Here is a 16,755-nt window from a genome sequence, read left to right as displayed (position 1 = left end):
ATCATGGACAGCGGCGCGACGGACCGGCGCGGCTGGTCGAGTGCGGCCCTGGTCCACGCCGCCGCGGCTTCGAGGTCGCCGGCGCGCAGGGCGGTCACGGCGAGCGTGAACCGCGCCTCGGTCGCCCGCATGGGACTGCGTTCGCCGCCATCCGGGCGCCGGGACAGGCTGATCACCTCGTGGGCGTGTTCCGCGGCGCGCCGGTCATCCCCGAGCAGCCGGTAGCAGTCCATCGCGTAGAAGTCCCACTTGGTCGGGTCGATGACGAAGTGGTTCTCCGGGCGGGTCGGGTGCTCGTGCCTGGCCAGCAGCCGGAACCCGCGGTCGAGGATCTGATCCACCTCGCCGCGCAGACCCATGCGGGCGTGGGCCTTGGCCGACTGGGCGGCGAGCTGAACCACGACCGAGGAGTTGGGCGCCGCATCGGAACCGGCGGCGGTGTATTCGCTCACCGACCTCAGCCGGCCGTGCGTCAGCGAGAACCAGGCGCTCAGCTCGAAAGACCACGCGACGATCTCGCCGTGCCCGGTCTCCCGCCCGAGGCTGCGCGCCGCCACCCGCGCGTGGTCAGCCGGCCCGACGCGCCCGAGGTCGTATTCCAGGCATCCGATCAGCAATGTCAGCCAGCCGGCGAGCACCAGCAGATCACGATGCTCGCCCAAGGTGCACGGCCCGTCGACCAGCCGCCCGACATAGCGCAACAATTCACGGGCGTCATCACGCAGCTCCTCGACATCCCGCCAGGCATATTCGCAGCACAATTGCTCGGTAGCGGTCTCGAGCTGCTCGATCGTCTCCTTTCCCACGTCCGTGCGGTGCGTGTGCCGCATGAACTCCCTGATTTCCCAGCCATCCCGCCCCGGCTCACGCACCCGGCGAAACGCCGACACCAACCGTCCGCGCGCGTCCAGCAGAACATCGATCCGATCGACGATTGCCTCAGCGGGGCGGAACTGATCGTTCTCCGCCCGACTCACCTGGCTCTGACTCCACAGCGCCGCCCGCGCCAACTCTGTCTGGCTCAGCCCAGCCGCGACCCTGAGCGCCTTCAAAGCCTGGCCGAACGTTTCCACTGCGCCGAACCTCTCGCAAATGCGCATAACATGCGTGAGCCATTCATGCGGTCTTGTCTTTCCAGCTTACGGCCGATGGTCATGCTGGAGGGACGTGACCATGACCGTGAGCTGGCAGCAGGCCAACCACACCAGAACACTCATCGAAGCGCACGATGCGCTGGTCCAGCTGAGCCCGGGAGAGAGCGCCGCAGCATCCGCGTGGCTCACTTACCATCTGCGAAGCGCTGCCGTATATGACCGGATCGCCGAGGTCGATCGAGGGCATCATCACGAAGCGCTTTACTGGGCCGCCCGGGAACGGCGAATGGCCGAGGCTATCCGCTCAGGCAAGCCGATTCCCGTAGCGGACGAGACCGGCCGGTGGTGAACCGCCAAAGGCGCGGCGGGGGGGCGGCCCGAAGGGCCGCCCCCCGCGCCGCGCTTCGGTTCTACTCGGCCAGCAGGGCGTCGAGCTTTTCGTAGCCTTCGATGACGCCGGTTTCCATGCCGCTGGCCAGGATGGCGTCGCGGATCTCCATCGTGTCCACGACGGACAGGCCGACGACCCGGGTGCGGCCGTTGCCGAGGTCCTCGAACGTCGCCGTCTCCAGGCTGACGCCGTCCGGGGCGCCGTCGAAGGTAAAGGTCTGGACCAGGCGCTCGCTCGGCCGGACCTCGTGGAACGAGCCGTAGAACTTGGCGATCTCCGCACCGTCCTGAAGGGCGACGTAGCGCCAGCTTCCCCCGGTCCGCGCGTCCCAGTGGTCGATCCGCATGTCGACGGACCGCGGCCCCATCCACTTGGCGACCAGCTCCGGCTCGATGTGGGCGCGGTAGACCCGCTCGCGCGGCGCGTCGAACTCGCGGGTGATCCGGATGGTCGGCAGGTTGGGGTCGGCCTCGATGGTCGTCTGGTTGCGGGTGGACGTGCTCATGGTTGTTTTCCCTTCTCATTGTCAGCGTCGGCAAGGTCGGCGAGCAGGGCATCGAGGCGCTGGTAGCGCTCCTCGGCGGCCCGCCGGTATCGGTCGATCCAGGCGGTCATCAGCTCGAACATGTCCGCCTCGAGGTGGCACGGCCGCCGCTGGGCGTCCCGGCCCCGGCTGACCAGCCCGGCCTCCTCAAGCACCTTGAGGTGCTTGGAGATCGCCTGGATCGACACGTCGTACGGCGCGGCGAGCTGCCCGACGGTGGCGTCGCCGACAGCGAGCCGGGCCACGATGTCGCGCCGGGTGGGATCGGCGAGGGCCGCGAAGACCCGGGAAAGCCGGTCCTCGGTCATCTCGCCTCCCGCGTTGTAAACCATTTGGTTGAATAAGCAGACCATAGGAGTCCCTGACCTGCTTTGTCAACCATCTAGTTGAGGAACCGGGCGCGATAATGCCCGGGGCTCTGCCCGTGCACCCGCTTGAAGGCGACGCTGAGGGCGAACGGGCTGCCATAACCCACCTGCGTGGCGACCGCGCCGACGGTGGCGTCGGTCGCTCGCAGCATGTCCGCCGCCAGGGCCAGCCGCCACCCGGCCAGGAAGCTCATCGGCGGCTCGCCGACCAACTCGGTGAACCGCCGGGCGAGGGTGGCCCGGGAGACCCCCGTCGCCGCGGCCAGCGCGGCGATCGTCCACGGGTGCGCGGGGTTGTGGTGCAGCAGTCGCAACGCCCGCCCGACGACCGGGTCGCCCTGCGCGCGGTACCAGGCCGGCGCGCCGGCGTCCGGCCGGGCGAACCAGGTGCGCAACGTAGTGATCAACAGCAGGTCCAGCAGGCGGTCCAGGATCACCTCCTGCCCCGGCTCGTCGCGCCCGATCTCCTCGGCCAGCAACGCGATCAGGGAGCCGTCCCAGTCCTGCCCGTCCAGCACGAGCAACGCCGGCAGCGCACGCAGCAACCGGTGGCTGACCTCGCCGTCGAGATGGTAGGAGCCGACCAGCATCACGGTCCCGCCGTCCGGGTCGTTGCCCCAGGTCCGCACGCCGAGATCCATCTCCTGGTACAGCGACCGGCCGTCCGGGGTCTCACAGCGCTGCCCGGGATGGATGATGATCTGCGGCTCGGTGCCCGGGTCACCAGCCACCACGTACGGCTCCGGCCCGCGCACCACCGCGACGTCGCCGGGCCGCAGCGGCACGCTCCGCCCGTCGCCCGGCAGGATCCATGCCTCCCCGCTGACCAGCGCGATCAGCGACAGCGGCGCCTCGTCCTGGATCCGCAGCGACCACGGCGGCGCGAGCACCGCCCGGAGCAGGAACGCGTTGCGCGCCCGGGGTCCGTCGAGCAGGCCAGCAAGCGCGTCCACGACGCCAGCCTAGACGCTCGCGTATCAGATCGAGCCGCTGAACTATGGATCGTCTCAGTGCCTACCGCATTGAATGGCACCATGAGCGATCGCCTCGTGTTGACCCTGACCATCGCCGCGACGCTGGGCTGCGGGCTGGGCGCAGGCGTCTTCTTCGCCTTCTCCTCGTTCGTGATGCCCGGCCTGCGCCGGCTGCCCGCCCCGCAGGGCATCGCGGCCATGCAGTCGATCAACATCACCGCCGTCACCCCGGTGTTCATGATCCAACTGTTCGGCACCGCCCTGCTCTGTGCGGTGCTGGTCGTGTTCGGCGTCCTGCGTTGGGGCCAGCCGGCGGCGATCTTCCTGATCCTCGGTGGCCTGGCCTACCTGCTCGGCGCGATCCTGCTGACCGGCGTTTTCCACGTGCCGCGCAACAACGCGCTGCTCGCGCTCGACCCGAACACGGCCGAGGCGGCCGAGTACTGGACCCGCTACCTGCGCGAATGGACGGCCGGCAACCACATCCGGGCCGTGGCCTCGACGCTGGCGACCGGGCTGCTGGTGGCCGCGCTCCTGGCCGGTTAGACCTTCGGGGACACCTTGATCGTGATCACCGCCTGGACCACCACCCGCCCGGCGCTGTCGTAGATCAGCACCGGCACCGGCAGGTCGACCGCGTCCGGGCCGAACTCCGGCACCGGCTGGACCTCGGCGACGGCCCGCAGGCCGGTTTTGGCCTTGGCCAGGTAGTCCACGCTCATATGCCGGGGAATCCAGCGGTGCGTGGCCGGCACGGTCGCCTCGGCCAGCATGCCCATCGCGTACTCAGCCAGGTTGCACATGGCGATGGCGTGGAACGTGCGCAGGTGGTTGTGCACGCCCCACCACAGCGGTGCGCGTACCTCTGCCAGGCCCGGCCGCATGGTCACCACGGTGGGCAGGACGGTGCGGAAGTACGGCACCCTCAGCCACGAAGCCAGCGAGAACAGCCGGTTGCCCAGGGGCCGGGCGGCTAGCCTCTGCCACAGCGCGAAGGTCGTCGACGGCGGAGTCCGCTCGATGGTCTGCACGGTAGGCAGCTTAGCTACTAAGCGGTAGCTTAGCTAGATCGGAGGAACCCGGTGGCCACCCATGCGGTGTACCTGCTGCGGCACGGCCAGACCGAATGGACGGTGAGCGGCCAGCACACCGGCCGGACCGACGTCCCGCTCACCGCGGACGGCGAGCGGCGGGCCCGGCTGGCCGGAAAACTGCTGCGCGAGATGCGCGGCAGCACCGAGCCCCCGGCCCTGGTGCTGTCCAGCCCGCGCACCCGGGCGTTGCGCACGGCGGAACTGGCCGGCCTGACCGTCACCGAGGTCACCGAGGCCCTCGCCGAGTGGGACTACGGCGAGTACGAGGGCCTGACCACTCCCGAGATCCGCGAACGGGTCCCCGGCTGGCGGGTGTGGACCCACCCCGTTCCCGGCGGCGAAACCGCCGCCGAGGTCGGCGCCCGAGCCGCGGGTGTGGTCGATCGCGCCCGGGCCGCCCGGTCCACCGGCGACGTGATCCTGGTGGGCCACGGACACTTCAGCCGCGTCCTACTCGCCACCTGGATCGGCCGGCCCGCCGGCTTCGGCGTCCACTTCGGACTGGAGCCCGGCGGCATCGCCGTCCTCGGCGACGAGCGCGGCGAACCCCAGATCGTCCGGCTCAACGTGCCTCCCATCGGTTTCTAGGAGAACCTCTTGCCAGACCAACGAATCCGCCGTGCCCGGGAACCCGATGTGGACGTTCTGGTCAAGCTCATCCACGAACTCGCCGAATACGAACGCGCCCCGCGCGAATGCCACGTCACCCCCGACCAACTGCGCCGCGCCCTGTTCGGCCCCACCCCCGCCGTCTTCGCCCACGTCGCCGAACTCGACGGTGAGGTGGTCGGCTGCGCCCTGTGGTTCTTGAACTTCTCCACCTGGGACGGCGTGCACGGCGTGTACCTCGAGGACCTCTACGTTCGCCCCTCCGCGCGCGGCTCCGGCTTGGGTAAGGCGCTTCTCGCCGCCCTGGCCGAGGAATGCGTCCAACAGGGCTACACCCGCCTGCAGTGGTGGGTACTGGACTGGAACGAACCGGCCATCGGGTTCTACAAAACCCTTGGTGCCGTACCGATGGACGAGTGGACGGTCATCCGGGTGAGCGGCCCGGCCCTGGATCGGCTCGCCAAGAGCGGGTAGCGCTGACTCAGCCGAGGGCGCCGAGCACGTCGGTGTGCTGCCACTCCTCGGTGAGCACGCGGCTCAGCACCGGGTCGGGCGACCGATCGCAGTAGGGCGTGTGCTCGGGATCGCGCACCACCGCGTCGACCAGCGTGGTGAGCATCCCCCAGGGCGGCACCGGGTTGGCCAGCCAGCCGGTGAAGCGAAGGTCGACGTACTCGGGCTCCCACCACACGCCGAAGATGCGGTGCAGTTCGCCCGGGTCGACGGCCAACCACAGCCCGTAGGTCAGGGTGTGCCCGCCGGTCATCCTGATCGGCAGCAGCGCCCGGACGAACGCCCCCACGGACGGGACCTGCATCATCACCGACGCACCCGGGGTGTCATGGCTCAGCCAGGAGTCCGGCGGCAGTTCGGTGCCGAACCCGTCCAGCACCGGCTGCGGCAGGGTGAACCGCACATGCCTGTCATGGTCGTCAAGGTCATGGGTGCACATCAGGCACCGGGTGGCTGGCATGCCCGCAGTATCCCCCGACCGGCCGGCACCACCGGGACAAGCGTCGAGAAACGTCAGTATTACCCGTTGGAGTGGCATGCCTCGCGGCGGTTCGGCGGCGCGCCCTATGCTGCTTGCGAGACGGGGAATTCCGCCGCTCGTTTCCATAAAATTGTCATTCGCCCAGCAGCCAGGGGGCTCGCCATGGCACATTACATCAACCGGAGAATTAGACGGGGATTCTTGGGGTTCTCGGCTGGCCTGATGGTGGCCGCGGTGGTCGTCCTGCCGGGTGCTGCCGCAGCGCAGGCCGCGCCGGTTCCGGGCGAGACCGCACCGGTTCCGGGCGCGATTTCTGTTAGTGGGCAACAGGATTCGGCAAAGATCTGCGTCGGGCACGCGGTGGAGCACGGGGACTGGGTCAACACCGATCCGAACGCCACCGGGATCGCGCGAATTGAGCTTCGAGACTGCCAGCCGGTCACGGTGTGCAATGGAAACATCTGCAGCGTGACGCACGACGCGGGTTGGACGATGCGGGTGTTCGGGAAGTGTTCGCCGACGAACTGCGACTGGGGCTGGAGCAAGTCCGATTTCCGGATGTCGTCCGGTCATATCCACGGTTTCTACGATCAGGGGTTCGCCAAGCGGCACGTGTACGCGAAGATGTCGCAGTACCGGCCCGGGCAACTGTGGGTGTACTGGCGAACCGACTTCACCGACCCGAACCGGCCGGACTACGACAAGCAGGAGTGGTTCCGCCGGGTCTGAGCGCACGGGGTGGGAGCGGAGCCGGATGGCCGTCGTGCCATCCGGCTCTCGCGTGCGCGGCGGGAACGAGTGCGACGATGTGCGCTCTGGCGTGGCCGCGCGGCCGCTAGATCGGATCTAGCGGCGGGCGGCCGGGAACTCGCGCTTTCGGGGTGGGAGCCGAGAGGAGGCCGCGATGGGGTGCACAGCGCCGCTGTTGGTCGCGGTGATCATTGGTAGTACCCGGGAGGGCCGGGTCGGCGAGGCTGTCGGGCGGTGGTTCAGCGGCCTCGCGGGGTCGCGGGCCGGCCTCACGGTCGACGTGGTCGACCTCGCGGGGTTCGATCTGCCGGCGCGGTATCCGAACACGGCGACGGCGCAGGTACGCGCGTTCACCGAGCGGATCGGGCGGGCGGACGCGTTCGTGGTGGTGACGCCGGAGTACAACCGCAGTTTCCCGGCCTCGCTCAAGCAGGCGATCGACCTCGGGTACGACGAGTGGCAGGGCAAGGCGGTCGGGTTCGTCTCCTACGGGTGCGGGTCCGACGGGGTTTACGCGGTCGAGCAGCTGCGTTCGGTGTTCACCGAGCTGCACGCGGCGACCGTGCGCAACAGAGTGGGGTTCGACCTGATGGACGGCGGGTTCGACGCCGGCGGAACGCCGGCCGACCCGGACCGGGCCGACCGGGCGGCGTCGACCCTGCTCGACCAGCTCACCTGGTGGGGGCACGCGCTGCGCAACGCGCGGCCCTACCTGTCATAGAAGGGAACCGACGATGAGCGACGATCTGGCGATCGAGACATCCGGCCTGGTGAAGACGTTCGGGGCGACCCGGGCCGTGGACGGGATCGACCTGGCGGTGCGGGCCGGCACGGTGTACGGGGTGCTCGGGCCGAACGGCGCCGGCAAGACCACCGCCGTCCGGATGCTGCCACGCTGCTGCGGCCGGACGGCGGCGAGGCCCGGGTGTTCGGCCACGACGTGCTGCACGAGGCGGACGCGGTGCGCCAGCGGGTCAGCCTGACCGGGCAGTACGCCTCGGTGGACGAGGACCTGACCGGCACCGAGAACCTGGTGCTGCTCGGCCGGCTGCTCGGCCATCGAAAGCCCAGGGCCCGGCAACGGGCCGCGCAGCTGCTCGAGGCTTTCGGCCTGACCGATGCCGCCGACAAGCAGGTGAAGAACTACTCGGGCGGCATGCGGCGGCGCATCGACATCGCGGCCAGCATCCTGAACACCCCGGACCTGCTGTTCCTCGACGAGCCGACCACCGGGCTGGATCCGCGCAGCCGCAACCAGGTGTGGGACATCGTCCGGGCCGTGGTGAGCCAGGGCACGACGGTGCTGCTGACCACCCAGTACCTGGACGAGGCCGACCACCTGGCCGAGCGGATCGCGGTGATCGACCACGGCAAGGTCATCGCCGAGGGCACCAAGGGCGAGCTGAAGGCCTCGGTCGGCGCGGGTTCGGTGCACGTGCGGCTGCGCGACCCGTGGCAGCGCCCGGACGCCGAGCGGCTGCTGGCCGGCTGCCTGGAAGCCCAGGTGCAGCTCGATCCCGACCCGGTAGCCCTGACCGTCCGGGTGGGCTCGGACGACAACGGCCACGGCGCCGCCGCCCAGGCTTCCCGGGCGCTGCGCGAACTGGCCGAGGCCGGCATCACCGTCGACAACTTCTCCCTCGGCCAGCCCAGCCTGGACGAGGTCTTCCTGGCCCTGACCGACCGTAAGGGGGTACCGGCATGAGCACGGTTACCGAGACCCGCACCGAGGAGTTGGCCCCGGTCTCCGCCGAGGAACTGGCCCGGGTGCTCCTCGACACCGACCGGCCGCCGCGACCGAGCGCGCTGTCCGCCGCGCTGAGCTTCGGCTGGCGGGCCGTGCTGAAGATCAAGCACGTGCCGGAGCAGCTGTTCGACGTCACCGCGTTCCCGATCATGATGGTGCTGATGTACACGTACCTGTTCGGCGGCGCGCTGGCCGGATCGGTCACCGAGTACCTGCAGTACCTGCTGCCCGGAATCCTGGTGATGAGCGTCGTGATGATCACGATGTACACCGGGGTGGCGGTCAACACCGACATCCAGAAGGGCGTCTTCGACCGGTTCCGCACGCTGCCGATCTGGCGGCCCGCGCCGATGGTCGGCTACCTGTTCGGCGACCTGTTCCGCTACGTGATCGCCTCGGCGGTCATGCTGACCGTCGGCCTGATCATGGGCTTCCGGCCGGGTGGCGGGGTGACCGGGGTGCTGGCCGGCGTTGCGCTGCTGGTGGTGTTCTCCTTCGCGTTCTCCTGGATCTGGACCATGTTCGGGTTGCTCATGCGCTCCGAGAAGGCGGTCATGGGGGTCAGCATGATGGTGATCTTCCCGGTGACCTTCCTCAGCGACATCTTCGTCGACCCGAGCACCATGCCGGGGTGGCTGGAGACCGCGGTGAACCACAACCCGATCACCCGGCTGGCCTCCGGGGTGCGCGAGCTGATGCACGGCAGCTGGCCCGCCGCCGACATCGCCTGGACGCTCGGCTGGGCCGTCGCCTTCGTGGTGATCTTCGGAACGCTCACCATGCGGCTGTACAACCGGAAGTGACTCGACGCGCGACCGCCCCGTCCCACCCGGACGGGGCGGTTCAGCGCACCCAGCTCACCGCGTTCCGGGGCTGGTAGCGGCAGGTCAGCCCGGTCGAGATGGTGGCCCGCAGGTGCTCGGCCAGCTCCGGATGGCGTTCGTCGAGCTTGCGCAGGGTGTCCCTGATCCGGGCGGTGACGGCCTTGCGGGCGCGCTCGGTCTCGTCGCCGAGCCGGCGGGTGCGGCCGGCCAGGCCGGCGGCCGCGCGTAGCTCGTCGAGCAGGGCCGCGCGCTCGCGATCCAGCTCGGCGGCCCGCCGGTCGTCGCCGAGCACGGCGGCCCGGTCGATCTCCTCGTCCAGCGTGGACAGCCGGCGCCGGTAACTGATCTTGGCCTGCTCGTCGAGCACGGCGTCCCCGGCGAAGCGCCTGGCGGCGACCGCCAACCGGCCGCCGTCCAGGGCGAGCAGCTCGACGGCCGGGACGTCGGTGTCCGGGCTGCCGAGCAGCAGGTGGATGTCGCGCAACCCCTTGGCGTCCGGCAGGTGGATCGTGCGGCCGGACATGGTCAGCGTCCACACCTCACCGGTGAACCGGAACTCGTTCACCGGTTCCGCACCGTCCACAGTGGCCGGTGCCGGTGGCTGGAGCAGGCCGAGCTCGGCCGCCTCCCGCTCCACCTCGCGCCGCAGCCGGGCGGCGGCCTCGGCGTCGCCCGGCCGGCCTCGGGCGAGCAGCGCCTCGGCCAGGTGCCCCCGGGCCTCGACCGCCCAGGGCCGGGCCTGCAGGCGGTCGGCGGACTCGGCGGCGGCGGTGAACCCGTCGATCGCCTCGTCCCAGCGTTGCTGGGCGGCGTCGACCACCGCCGACCAGAGCACCATCGGCCCGCCGACGTCGCAGCCGTACAACGCGATCGCCCATTCACCCGCGTACGGGGCGAGCTCGGCGCGGGCCCGCTCGCACAGCGCCGGGTCCCGGGTGGCCGCCGCGGTCTGGGCCAGGAAGCGCACCCAGATCGGGGCGACGAACCGGCTGTACTGCACGCCGCGCGCGGTCACGTCAGCCAGGTGCCGCACGGCCACCTCGCGGTTGCCGCTCTGCACCGCGGCGAGCGCCATCAGCAACCGGGGACAGGGATGCTGGCCGGCGAGGAGCCGGCGGTGCTGCTCGTCGAGGTCCTCGAACCGGCCCCAGCGCAGCAGCAGCGCCCACCGGACGTGGTCGACCATGTGGGCGAACTGGTCGTCCTCGGCGTGGCCGAAGGTGCCGGTGATCGTGTCGAGCAGCGCCTCGGCCTCCTTGAACCGGCCGGTGAGCGTGGCGATGATGGTCCGGTCCAGTTGGCCGCCCGCCTCGGACCAGGCGCTCGCCCCCCGTTCGGAGATGGCGACGAGCTCGTGGAACTGGTCGAGGTAGCCGGGGTCGCCCTGCTCCAGCAGCGCCACCCAGCGCAGCGACGCCGCGATGAACTCGGTCCCGTGGTCTCCGGTCCGGCGGGCGACGCTGAGCAGTTCCGCCGTGACCGCCTCCCGCTCCGGCGCGCTGCCCGGGCCCCAGATCGCGTTGTGCCGGGCCCACAGGCTGAACTCCAGGGCCTCGTCGTCACCGCTGCGTTCGGCCAGCAGCATGACCCGCAGGGCCAGGTCCTGAGCCAGCCGCGTCGGTGACCGGTCGCCGTCCGGCCGCTCGCCGACCAGGGTGCGATACGCCTCCTCGACCAGCGCGCCCCACAGCTCCGGCCGGTCGCGGCCCTCCTCGGCGCCGTACACCGTGAGCGCCGCGCGGGCCAGCAGTTCGGCGTCGTCCAGCTCCCGGGCCAGCGCCGCCGCCTCGGCGAAGATCCGCAGCGCGTCCTCCCGCCGGCCGGCGTGGTGCAACCCCCGGCCGGCATCGAGCGCGACCGTGAACCGCCTGCGCGGCTGGTCGGCGGCGGCCCGCTGGTAGGCCCGGACCTGGTGGCGCAGCGCCTCGTCGGCCGCCATCCGGTTGCCCGCGGCGCGCGCGGCCGCGAGCAGCAGGTCGACCGCCGTGGCCGGGTCCAGTTCGGCGCCGGCCAGCCAGGCGTGGTTGGCCAGGTCGGCCGGCGACATCCGCCCGGCGAGCGCCGGGACGCCGGTCACGGCCCGGACCACCGCCGCGTGCAGCCGGGCCGCCTCGGCCTCGGCCAACTCGTCGTGCAGGGCCTCGCGGAGCAGATCGTGGGTGAAGCCGAACCGGCCGCCGCCCGCGGCGACGACCAGCCGCGCGGCCACCGCCTCGTCCAGCAGCCTGGCCGCCTGCGGCACCGGCTCCGCGACGGCAGCGGCCAGCACCTCCCGGTCGAACTCCCGGCCGAGCACCGCGGCGGTGGTGAGCAGTCGCCGGACCGCACCCGGCAGCTGGGACAGCCGCCGCTGCACCGCGTGCCGGACGCCGGGCGGGATCGCGGTGAGCGAACCGCCGCTGTGCCACAGCCGCGCGGTCTGCTCCACGAAGAACGGGTTGCCGCCGGTGCGCCGGTGCACCTCGGCGACCAGGTCCGGCTCCGGCTGCCGGCCGACCGTCGCGGTGATCAGCGCGCCGACCTCGTCCCGGTCCAGGCCGGTGAGCGAGATCGTGGTGGCCTTGGCCAGCAGCGGCACGATCACCGGCCGGAGCGGATGCTCGACCGCCTCCACCTCGACGTCGCGGTAGGTGCCGATCAGCACCAGCCGCTCGAACCAGGTGTGCTGGGCGGCGAACTCCAGCAGCCGCAGCGAGGCGGTGTCCGCCCAGTGCAGGTCCTCGAGCACGACCACGACCGGCCGGCTGTGCGAGACCGACACCAGCGCGGTGGTCACCGCGTCGTACAGCGCGAAGCCCTCCGACCCCTCGGCGCGCTGCGACTCGCCGAGCAGGACCGCGAGACCGCTGCCGGCCGCGGTCTCGGCGGCGGCGTACTCCTCGGGGGTGGCACCCCGCCGCAGACCGCGGATCACCTGGACCCACGGCCAGTAGTCCGGTGCGCCCGCGGAGTCCCAGCAGGTCCCGCCGAGCACCAGCGCGCCGAGCCGGCGCGCCTCGTCGGCCGCGGCGGTGACCAGGGTGGACTTGCCGATCCCGGCCTCGCCGGTCACCAGCACCAGGCCACCGTGGCTGTCCACGGCACGCCCGATCTCGGCGTGCAGGATGCCGGCGGGATGGTCCCGCCCGATGAGCGCCCCCGTCATGCCGCCGACCGTACCCGCACGCGGCGACAGTTCCGGAGGATTTCCCGCCGGGCGCAGCGCTCAGAGCTGCAGCATGTCGCAGGCGAGGGTGTCGAGCTCGTAGGCCTGCTCGACCTGCTCGTAGGTCGACCAGCCCTCGCCGGCGGCGGGGTCGAGCACGTACATCTGGTAGCCCTCGGTGTCGTCGCCCTCGATCGCCGAGATGACGATCCAGTGACCGGGGATGGCGACCATGACCGGGCCGGCTTCCAGCACCTGCCACCAGGCCGCGGCGGTGCGGCACAGCTCGGGGTGCTCGTACATGCCGAGTTCCTTGACCATCACCCGGCACTCGGCCTCGTCCTGGCCGTCGGTACCGAACTGCGGGAACTGCTGCAGGATCGTCTCGTCGGTGTAGCAGACGCTGTCCCGCCAGCCGAGCAGCATGGCGGAAGCCGCGGCCCAGCACGACATCTGCTGGCTCTGCGGGACATGGGCGACGAAGTGACTGGGCATGGCGATCTCCTTGGGCTGGCCTTTACCAGCGTTTGTCGCCTGCCGGGGGTCTTCTCTTGCGGGTCGGTGGCGCTGCCCCGGGGGCAGTGCCGGCCGCCCCGAAGGGCGGCCCGGCGTCAGCGGTCCCGGGCGGGACCGGCGTCCGAGCTGCTGGAACCCTCGCCGTCGGCCCACGCGCGGGCCCGGGCGGACAGCAGCAGCACCAGCACCAGCACGCACAGCGCGGCGACCGGGAGGCCCAGTTCGGGCCGGCGGGACGGGCCGATGGCGTACCAGGACACCCCGAGCAGCACGATCTCGACCACCAGGGTCGGGGTCCTCGCCCAGGACTTGCCGAGGATCAGCCCGATGCCGCAGGCCAGCACACCACCGCCGATGAGCGCGAAGTAGGCCGTCTCTCCGAGCAGGTTCCCGGCCGGCGCGTCCGAACCCAGCGCGTGCACCAGCACGGCCACGGCGAACGCGACGCCTGCCAGGCCCTGCACGGTGACGAGGACTCCCGCGGCCCTCACGCTCCGTGGAGCGGCGGATACCTGCATTCGGGTGATCGTAAACCCACCCGGACGGGGGTCCCTAACGACAGCCCTTCGGGGGACGATCAGTACAGTTGGAACATGCTTCTCGCGAGCAGACGGTCGTCTGGGTGCACTCGCGTGGGGCGGCGAGAGAGGAAGGGGACCGGTCCCGGTTCTTGACCAGAACGGCACGGCTTACGCTGCGCCCATGCGCGCGGTGTTGGTTGTGAACCCGAAGGCGACCGCTACCACGGCCGCCGGGCGGGACGTGCTGGCGCACGCCCTGGCCAGCCAGGTCAAGCTCGAGGTGGTCGAAACCGACTACCGCGGGCACGCCATGGCGGCCGCGGCCAAGGCCGCGGTCGACGGGGTCGACCTGGTCGTCGCGCACGGCGGCGACGGCACGGTCAACGAGGTGGTCAACGGTCTGCTGGCGGAGGGGGTCAGCGGGGCGGTACCCAAGCTCGGGATCGTGCCGGGCGGTTCGGCCAACGTGTTCGCGCGCGCCCTCGGGCTGCCCCGTCACCCGATCGAGGCGGCGCATCAGTTACTGCTCGCGATCACTGAGGGTCGCCACCGCACGGTGGGCCTCGGCCGGGTCGTGGCCAACGGCTCACCGGGCCGCTGGTTCACCTTCAGCGCCGGGGTCGGCTGGGATGCCGACGTGGTGGCCGACGTCGACCGCAAGCGCGGCAAGCGGGCCAGCCCGTCGCTCTACACCCGGGTGGCCGTCGCCGAGTATCTGCGCCCGTCCCAGGGCCGGCAGCGGCTGACCGTGCAGTTGCCGGGCCAGGAACCGGTGTCCGACCTGCGCCTGGTGTTCGTCTCCAACACCGACCCGTGGACCTACCTGGGCAGCCGGGCCATCCACCTCAACCGGGGCTGCGCCTTCGAGAGCGGGCTCGGCGTGTTCGCGCTGCGCAGCCTGCACCTGCCCACGGTGCTGCGGCACCTGCGGCAGGCGGTCAGCCGCAAGAGCGAGACCCGCGGCGCCAACCTGCTGCGCCACGACGACGTCGAGTGGATCCGGGTGAGCTCCGAGCAACCGGTGCGGGTCCAGTGCGACGGCGACCTGCTCGGCGAACGGACCAACGTGGAGTTCGTGTCCGTCCCGCGCGCGCTCACGGTCGTGGTGTGAGAACCTCGAAGACGGGTCGTGGATCGCCCGGACCAGACCAGTGGTGATCGAGATCTAATCGTAACTCTGTGCAGTTACAGGCCCGCGACCAGCCTCTTTTGGGTGAGTTCACTCACCGGGTGCATGAGAACCCTTGACATCTAGCCGGTTCGTGAAAGCATTCACAAGCACCCCGACGACCGGATGACGACTACAGGCGCGACCAACCGCGCCTAAGCGAGGAGCAATTAACCATGGACTGGCGCCACCGCGCGGCCTGCCGGGACGAGGACCCTGAACTGTTCTTCCCCGTGGGGACCAGCGGTCCTGCATTGCTGCAGATCGCCGAGGCCAAGGGCGTTTGCCACCGCTGCACCGTCGCTTCCAACTGCCTGACCTGGGCGCTCGAAAGTGGCCAGGACGCTGGCGTGTGGGGCGGGATGAGCGAGGACGAGCGACGCGCGCTCAAGCGGCGCAACACTCGTACCCGGCAGCGCAGCAACGCCTGATCAGCCGCAGTACACAGCAAAGCTAACAGAGCCCGGCACCTCCCAGGTGACCGGGCTCGTTGCTGTGTAGATCCGGCTCAGCGGCGGTGGGACAGGGGGACGCGCAGCACCGCCTCCGTGCCCCGGGGCTCCCGGCGGCGCAGGGACAGGGTGCCGCGTAGCTCGGTTTCCACCAGGGTCCGGACGATCTGCAGGCCGAGACCGTCGGTGCGCTCGAGCGAGAAACCGCGGGGCAGACCCCGGCCGTCGTCGCTGACCACCACGTCCAGCCAGCGCGCCGAGCGTTCGGCGGAGACCAGCACCTCACCGGACTGACCCGGCGGGTACGCATGCCCGACCGCGTTCTGCACCAGTTCGGTCAGCACCATGACCAGCGGGGTGGCCACCTCGGCGGAGACGACCCCGAGCTGGCCGGTCTTGCGCACCTTGACCTGGCTCTCGGCCGCCGCCACGTCCCCGACCACCGGGATCACCTTGTCGACCAGGGAGTCCAGGTCCACCCGCTCGTCCACCGAGGTGGACAGGGTCTCGTGCACCATCGCGATCGCGGCCACCCGGCGCATCGACTCGGCCAGCGCGTCCTTGGCCTCCTGGCTGGTCGCCCGGCGCGACTGCAGGCGCAGCAACGCCGCCACGGTCTGCAGGTTGTTCTTCACCCGATGGTGGATCTCCCGGATCGTCGCGTCCTTCGACAGCAGCGCGCGGTCCCGGCGCCGGACCTCGGTCACGTCCCGGACCAGCACCAACGCGCCCGCCGGCTGGTTGGCCGGGCGCAGCGGCAGGGCCCGGAACAGCACCGTCGCGCCACGCCGCGACTCGGCCTCCACCCGCATGCTCGGCTGCCCGTCCAACGCGGCCAGGATGCGCTGGGCCACCTCGGTGGCGTCGAACGGATCGGCGATCAGCGTTCTGGTCAGCGGCACCAGCCGGGCGCCGACCAGGTCCGCGGCATGACCCATCCGGTGATAGGCCGACTTGGCGTTGGGGCTGGCGAACACCACCGCGCCGGAGAAGTCCAGCCGGATCAGCCCGTCGCCCACCCGGGGGCTGGTGTGCGCCCCCGGCGAGGGCTCAGCGGTGGGAAAACTACCGTCAGCGACCATCTGGCACAGGTCGCCGGCCACCCCGAGGTAGGCGATCTCCAGCGAGCTGGGCACCCGGGGCACGGCCAGGTTGGTCTCCCGGGACAGCACCGCGATCACCTCACCCGCATGGGTGACCGGAATCGTCTCCCGGCGCACCGGCACCCCGAGGTACCAGCGCGGGTCCTCCTCCCGGCAGATCCGCCGCTCGGTGCTCGCTTTCCGGAGCTGAGGGTGCTCCCTGGCGACCACCCGGCTGCCCACCACGTCCTCGGCGTGCGCGGTCAGCGCCGTGGTCGGCCGGGCCTGGGCCACGCACAGGAACTCCGCGCCGTCCGAGCCGCTCTCCTCGTCGGCCGGCACCCAGAGCAGGAAGTCGGCGAACGAGAGGTCGGCGAGCAGCTGCCACTCGGCCACGACCATCTGCAGGTGGTCAACCTGCTTGACGGACAGGCTGGTGAACTCGGCCAGCAGGTCGGAAAGCGTGGACACGGAACCTGTTT

General features: G+C 71.0%; 19 protein-coding genes and 1 pseudogene. 10 read left to right on the top strand and 10 right to left on the bottom strand.

Annotated elements, in window-relative coordinates; all coding sequences use genetic code 11:
* On the bottom strand, window positions 1-1,073 hold a 1,073-nt coding region (locus VFO68_RS30060; protein WP_325161783.1), incomplete at its 3' end, for a helix-turn-helix transcriptional regulator.
* Between the two features lie 100 nt (window positions 1,074-1,173).
* Between VFO68_RS30060 and VFO68_RS30055 the strand changes: the two genes are divergently transcribed.
* Window positions 1,174-1,443 (top strand): AMED_5909 family protein, encoded by a 270-nt coding sequence (locus VFO68_RS30055; protein ID WP_325161785.1) that lies wholly within the window; start codon window positions 1,174-1,176, stop codon window positions 1,441-1,443.
* Between the two features lie 61 nt (window positions 1,444-1,504).
* Here VFO68_RS30055 and VFO68_RS30050 read toward each other — a convergent pair whose 3' ends face one another.
* The 3 genes from VFO68_RS30050 to VFO68_RS30040 form a co-directional block, all read right to left on the bottom strand.
* On the bottom strand, window positions 1,505-1,990 hold the full coding sequence (locus tag VFO68_RS30050; protein WP_325161782.1) for an SRPBCC family protein: 486 nt from the start codon (window positions 1,988-1,990) through the stop codon (window positions 1,505-1,507).
* Window positions 1,987-2,337 (bottom strand): metalloregulator ArsR/SmtB family transcription factor, encoded by a 351-nt coding sequence (locus VFO68_RS30045; protein WP_325161781.1) that lies wholly within the window; start codon window positions 2,335-2,337, stop codon window positions 1,987-1,989. The genes VFO68_RS30050 and VFO68_RS30045 overlap by 4 nt, the downstream gene beginning before the upstream one ends.
* Window positions 2,338-2,411: 74 nt before the next feature.
* On the bottom strand, window positions 2,412-3,350 hold the full coding sequence (locus VFO68_RS30040; protein ID WP_325161780.1) for an AraC family transcriptional regulator: 939 nt from the start codon (window positions 3,348-3,350) through the stop codon (window positions 2,412-2,414).
* Window positions 3,351-3,431: 81 nt separating this feature from the next.
* Here VFO68_RS30040 and VFO68_RS30035 point away from each other — a divergent pair, with 81 nt between their 5' ends.
* Window positions 3,432-3,917 carry a DUF1772 domain-containing protein gene (locus tag VFO68_RS30035; RefSeq protein WP_325161779.1) on the top strand — a complete coding sequence of 162 codons (486 nt, stop codon included), beginning with the start codon at window positions 3,432-3,434 and terminating at the stop codon, window positions 3,915-3,917.
* On the opposite strand, the gene VFO68_RS30030 is transcribed toward VFO68_RS30035, so the two are convergent.
* Complete coding sequence (locus VFO68_RS30030; protein ID WP_325161778.1) at window positions 3,914-4,402, bottom strand: hotdog fold domain-containing protein; 489 nt, start codon at window positions 4,400-4,402, stop codon at window positions 3,914-3,916. The genes VFO68_RS30035 and VFO68_RS30030 overlap by 4 nt on opposite strands.
* 51 nt (window positions 4,403-4,453) lie before the next feature.
* Between VFO68_RS30030 and VFO68_RS30025 the strand changes: the two genes are divergently transcribed.
* Window positions 4,454-5,053, top strand: a complete 600-nt coding sequence (locus VFO68_RS30025; RefSeq protein WP_325161777.1) for a histidine phosphatase family protein — start codon at window positions 4,454-4,456, stop codon at window positions 5,051-5,053.
* 9 nt (window positions 5,054-5,062) lie between these two features.
* The gene (locus VFO68_RS30020; RefSeq protein WP_325161776.1) at window positions 5,063-5,548 is read left to right on the top strand and encodes a GNAT family N-acetyltransferase; all 486 of its coding nucleotides are present in this window, start codon (window positions 5,063-5,065) and stop codon (window positions 5,546-5,548) included.
* A gap of 7 nt (window positions 5,549-5,555) precedes the next feature.
* Here VFO68_RS30020 and VFO68_RS30015 read toward each other — a convergent pair whose 3' ends face one another.
* Window positions 5,556-5,990, bottom strand: coding sequence for a hypothetical protein (locus tag VFO68_RS30015; protein ID WP_325161775.1), 435 nt, complete (start codon window positions 5,988-5,990; stop codon window positions 5,556-5,558).
* Here VFO68_RS30015 and VFO68_RS30010 point away from each other — a divergent pair, their 5' ends adjacent.
* The 4 genes and pseudogenes from VFO68_RS30010 (at window position 5,991) to VFO68_RS29995 (ending at window position 9,368) form a co-directional block, all read left to right on the top strand.
* On the top strand, window positions 5,991-6,797 hold the full coding sequence (locus VFO68_RS30010; protein WP_325161774.1) for a hypothetical protein: 807 nt from the start codon (window positions 5,991-5,993) through the stop codon (window positions 6,795-6,797).
* A gap of 175 nt (window positions 6,798-6,972) precedes the next feature.
* Window positions 6,973-7,539, top strand: a complete 567-nt coding sequence (locus tag VFO68_RS30005; protein WP_325161773.1) for an NAD(P)H-dependent oxidoreductase — start codon at window positions 6,973-6,975, stop codon at window positions 7,537-7,539.
* A 13-nt stretch (window positions 7,540-7,552) separates the two neighbouring features.
* Window positions 7,553-8,523: pseudogene (locus VFO68_RS30000) on the top strand (ATP-binding cassette domain-containing protein).
* The gene (locus tag VFO68_RS29995) at window positions 8,520-9,368 is read left to right on the top strand and encodes an ABC transporter permease (RefSeq protein WP_325161772.1); all 849 of its coding nucleotides are present in this window, start codon (window positions 8,520-8,522) and stop codon (window positions 9,366-9,368) included. Before VFO68_RS30000 ends, VFO68_RS29995 begins: the two are co-directional and overlap by 4 nt.
* A gap of 40 nt (window positions 9,369-9,408) precedes the next feature.
* On the opposite strand, the gene VFO68_RS29990 is transcribed toward VFO68_RS29995, so the two are convergent.
* The 3 genes from VFO68_RS29990 to VFO68_RS29980 form a co-directional block, all read right to left on the bottom strand.
* Window positions 9,409-12,534 (bottom strand): ATP-binding protein, encoded by a 3,126-nt coding sequence (locus VFO68_RS29990; protein ID WP_325161771.1) that lies wholly within the window; start codon window positions 12,532-12,534, stop codon window positions 9,409-9,411.
* Between the two features lie 60 nt (window positions 12,535-12,594).
* On the bottom strand, window positions 12,595-13,029 hold the full coding sequence (locus VFO68_RS29985) for a papain-like cysteine protease family protein (protein ID WP_325161770.1): 435 nt from the start codon (window positions 13,027-13,029) through the stop codon (window positions 12,595-12,597).
* Window positions 13,030-13,145: 116 nt separating this feature from the next.
* Window positions 13,146-13,514 (bottom strand): hypothetical protein, encoded by a 369-nt coding sequence (locus VFO68_RS29980; RefSeq protein WP_325161769.1) that lies wholly within the window; start codon window positions 13,512-13,514, stop codon window positions 13,146-13,148.
* A gap of 238 nt (window positions 13,515-13,752) precedes the next feature.
* Between VFO68_RS29980 and VFO68_RS29975 the strand changes: the two genes are divergently transcribed.
* Together VFO68_RS29975 and VFO68_RS29970 are read left to right on the top strand one after the other, a co-directional pair.
* On the top strand, window positions 13,753-14,682 hold the full coding sequence (locus VFO68_RS29975; protein WP_325161768.1) for a diacylglycerol/lipid kinase family protein: 930 nt from the start codon (window positions 13,753-13,755) through the stop codon (window positions 14,680-14,682).
* 233 nt (window positions 14,683-14,915) lie between these two features.
* Window positions 14,916-15,170 (top strand): WhiB family transcriptional regulator, encoded by a 255-nt coding sequence (locus VFO68_RS29970; protein ID WP_325161767.1) that lies wholly within the window; start codon window positions 14,916-14,918, stop codon window positions 15,168-15,170.
* 77 nt (window positions 15,171-15,247) lie between these two features.
* Here VFO68_RS29970 and VFO68_RS29965 read toward each other — a convergent pair whose 3' ends face one another.
* Window positions 15,248-16,744 (bottom strand): sensor histidine kinase, encoded by a 1,497-nt coding sequence (locus tag VFO68_RS29965; RefSeq protein ID WP_325161784.1) that lies wholly within the window; start codon window positions 16,742-16,744, stop codon window positions 15,248-15,250.
* Window positions 16,745-16,755 lie beyond the last annotated feature (11 nt).

It is taken from the genome of Actinophytocola sp. (genome assembly GCF_035712165.1).
Lineage (GTDB): Bacteria > Actinomycetota > Actinomycetes > Mycobacteriales > Pseudonocardiaceae > DASYTH01.
The sequence above is the reverse complement of the archived record's forward strand: the minus strand, read 5'-3'. Positions and strand labels throughout refer to the sequence as shown.

Bases quoted from the DNA above. Each gene is read 5' to 3' on its own strand.
- VFO68_RS29970 (WP_325161767.1), top strand. From the start codon at position 14,916: ATGGACTGGCGCCACCGCGCGGCCTGCCGGGACGAGGACCCTGAACTG.
- VFO68_RS30010 (WP_325161774.1), top strand. From the start codon at position 5,991: ATGCCTGTCATGGTCGTCAAGGTCATGGGTGCACATCAGGCACCGGGT.
- VFO68_RS30045 (WP_325161781.1), bottom strand. From the start codon at position 2,337: ATGACCGAGGACCGGCTTTCCCGGGTCTTCGCGGCCCTCGCCGATCCC.
- VFO68_RS29990 (WP_325161771.1), bottom strand. From the start codon at position 12,534: ATGACGGGGGCGCTCATCGGGCGGGACCATCCCGCCGGCATCCTGCAC.
- VFO68_RS30055 (WP_325161785.1), top strand. From the start codon at position 1,174: ATGACCGTGAGCTGGCAGCAGGCCAACCACACCAGAACACTCATCGAA.
- VFO68_RS29985 (WP_325161770.1), bottom strand. From the start codon at position 13,029: ATGCCCAGTCACTTCGTCGCCCATGTCCCGCAGAGCCAGCAGATGTCG.
- VFO68_RS30050 (WP_325161782.1), bottom strand. From the start codon at position 1,990: ATGAGCACGTCCACCCGCAACCAGACGACCATCGAGGCCGACCCCAAC.
- VFO68_RS30035 (WP_325161779.1), top strand. From the start codon at position 3,432: ATGAGCGATCGCCTCGTGTTGACCCTGACCATCGCCGCGACGCTGGGC.
- VFO68_RS29975 (WP_325161768.1), top strand. From the start codon at position 13,753: ATGCGCGCGGTGTTGGTTGTGAACCCGAAGGCGACCGCTACCACGGCC.
- VFO68_RS29995 (WP_325161772.1), top strand. From the start codon at position 8,520: ATGAGCACGGTTACCGAGACCCGCACCGAGGAGTTGGCCCCGGTCTCC.
- VFO68_RS30005 (WP_325161773.1), top strand. From the start codon at position 6,973: ATGGGGTGCACAGCGCCGCTGTTGGTCGCGGTGATCATTGGTAGTACC.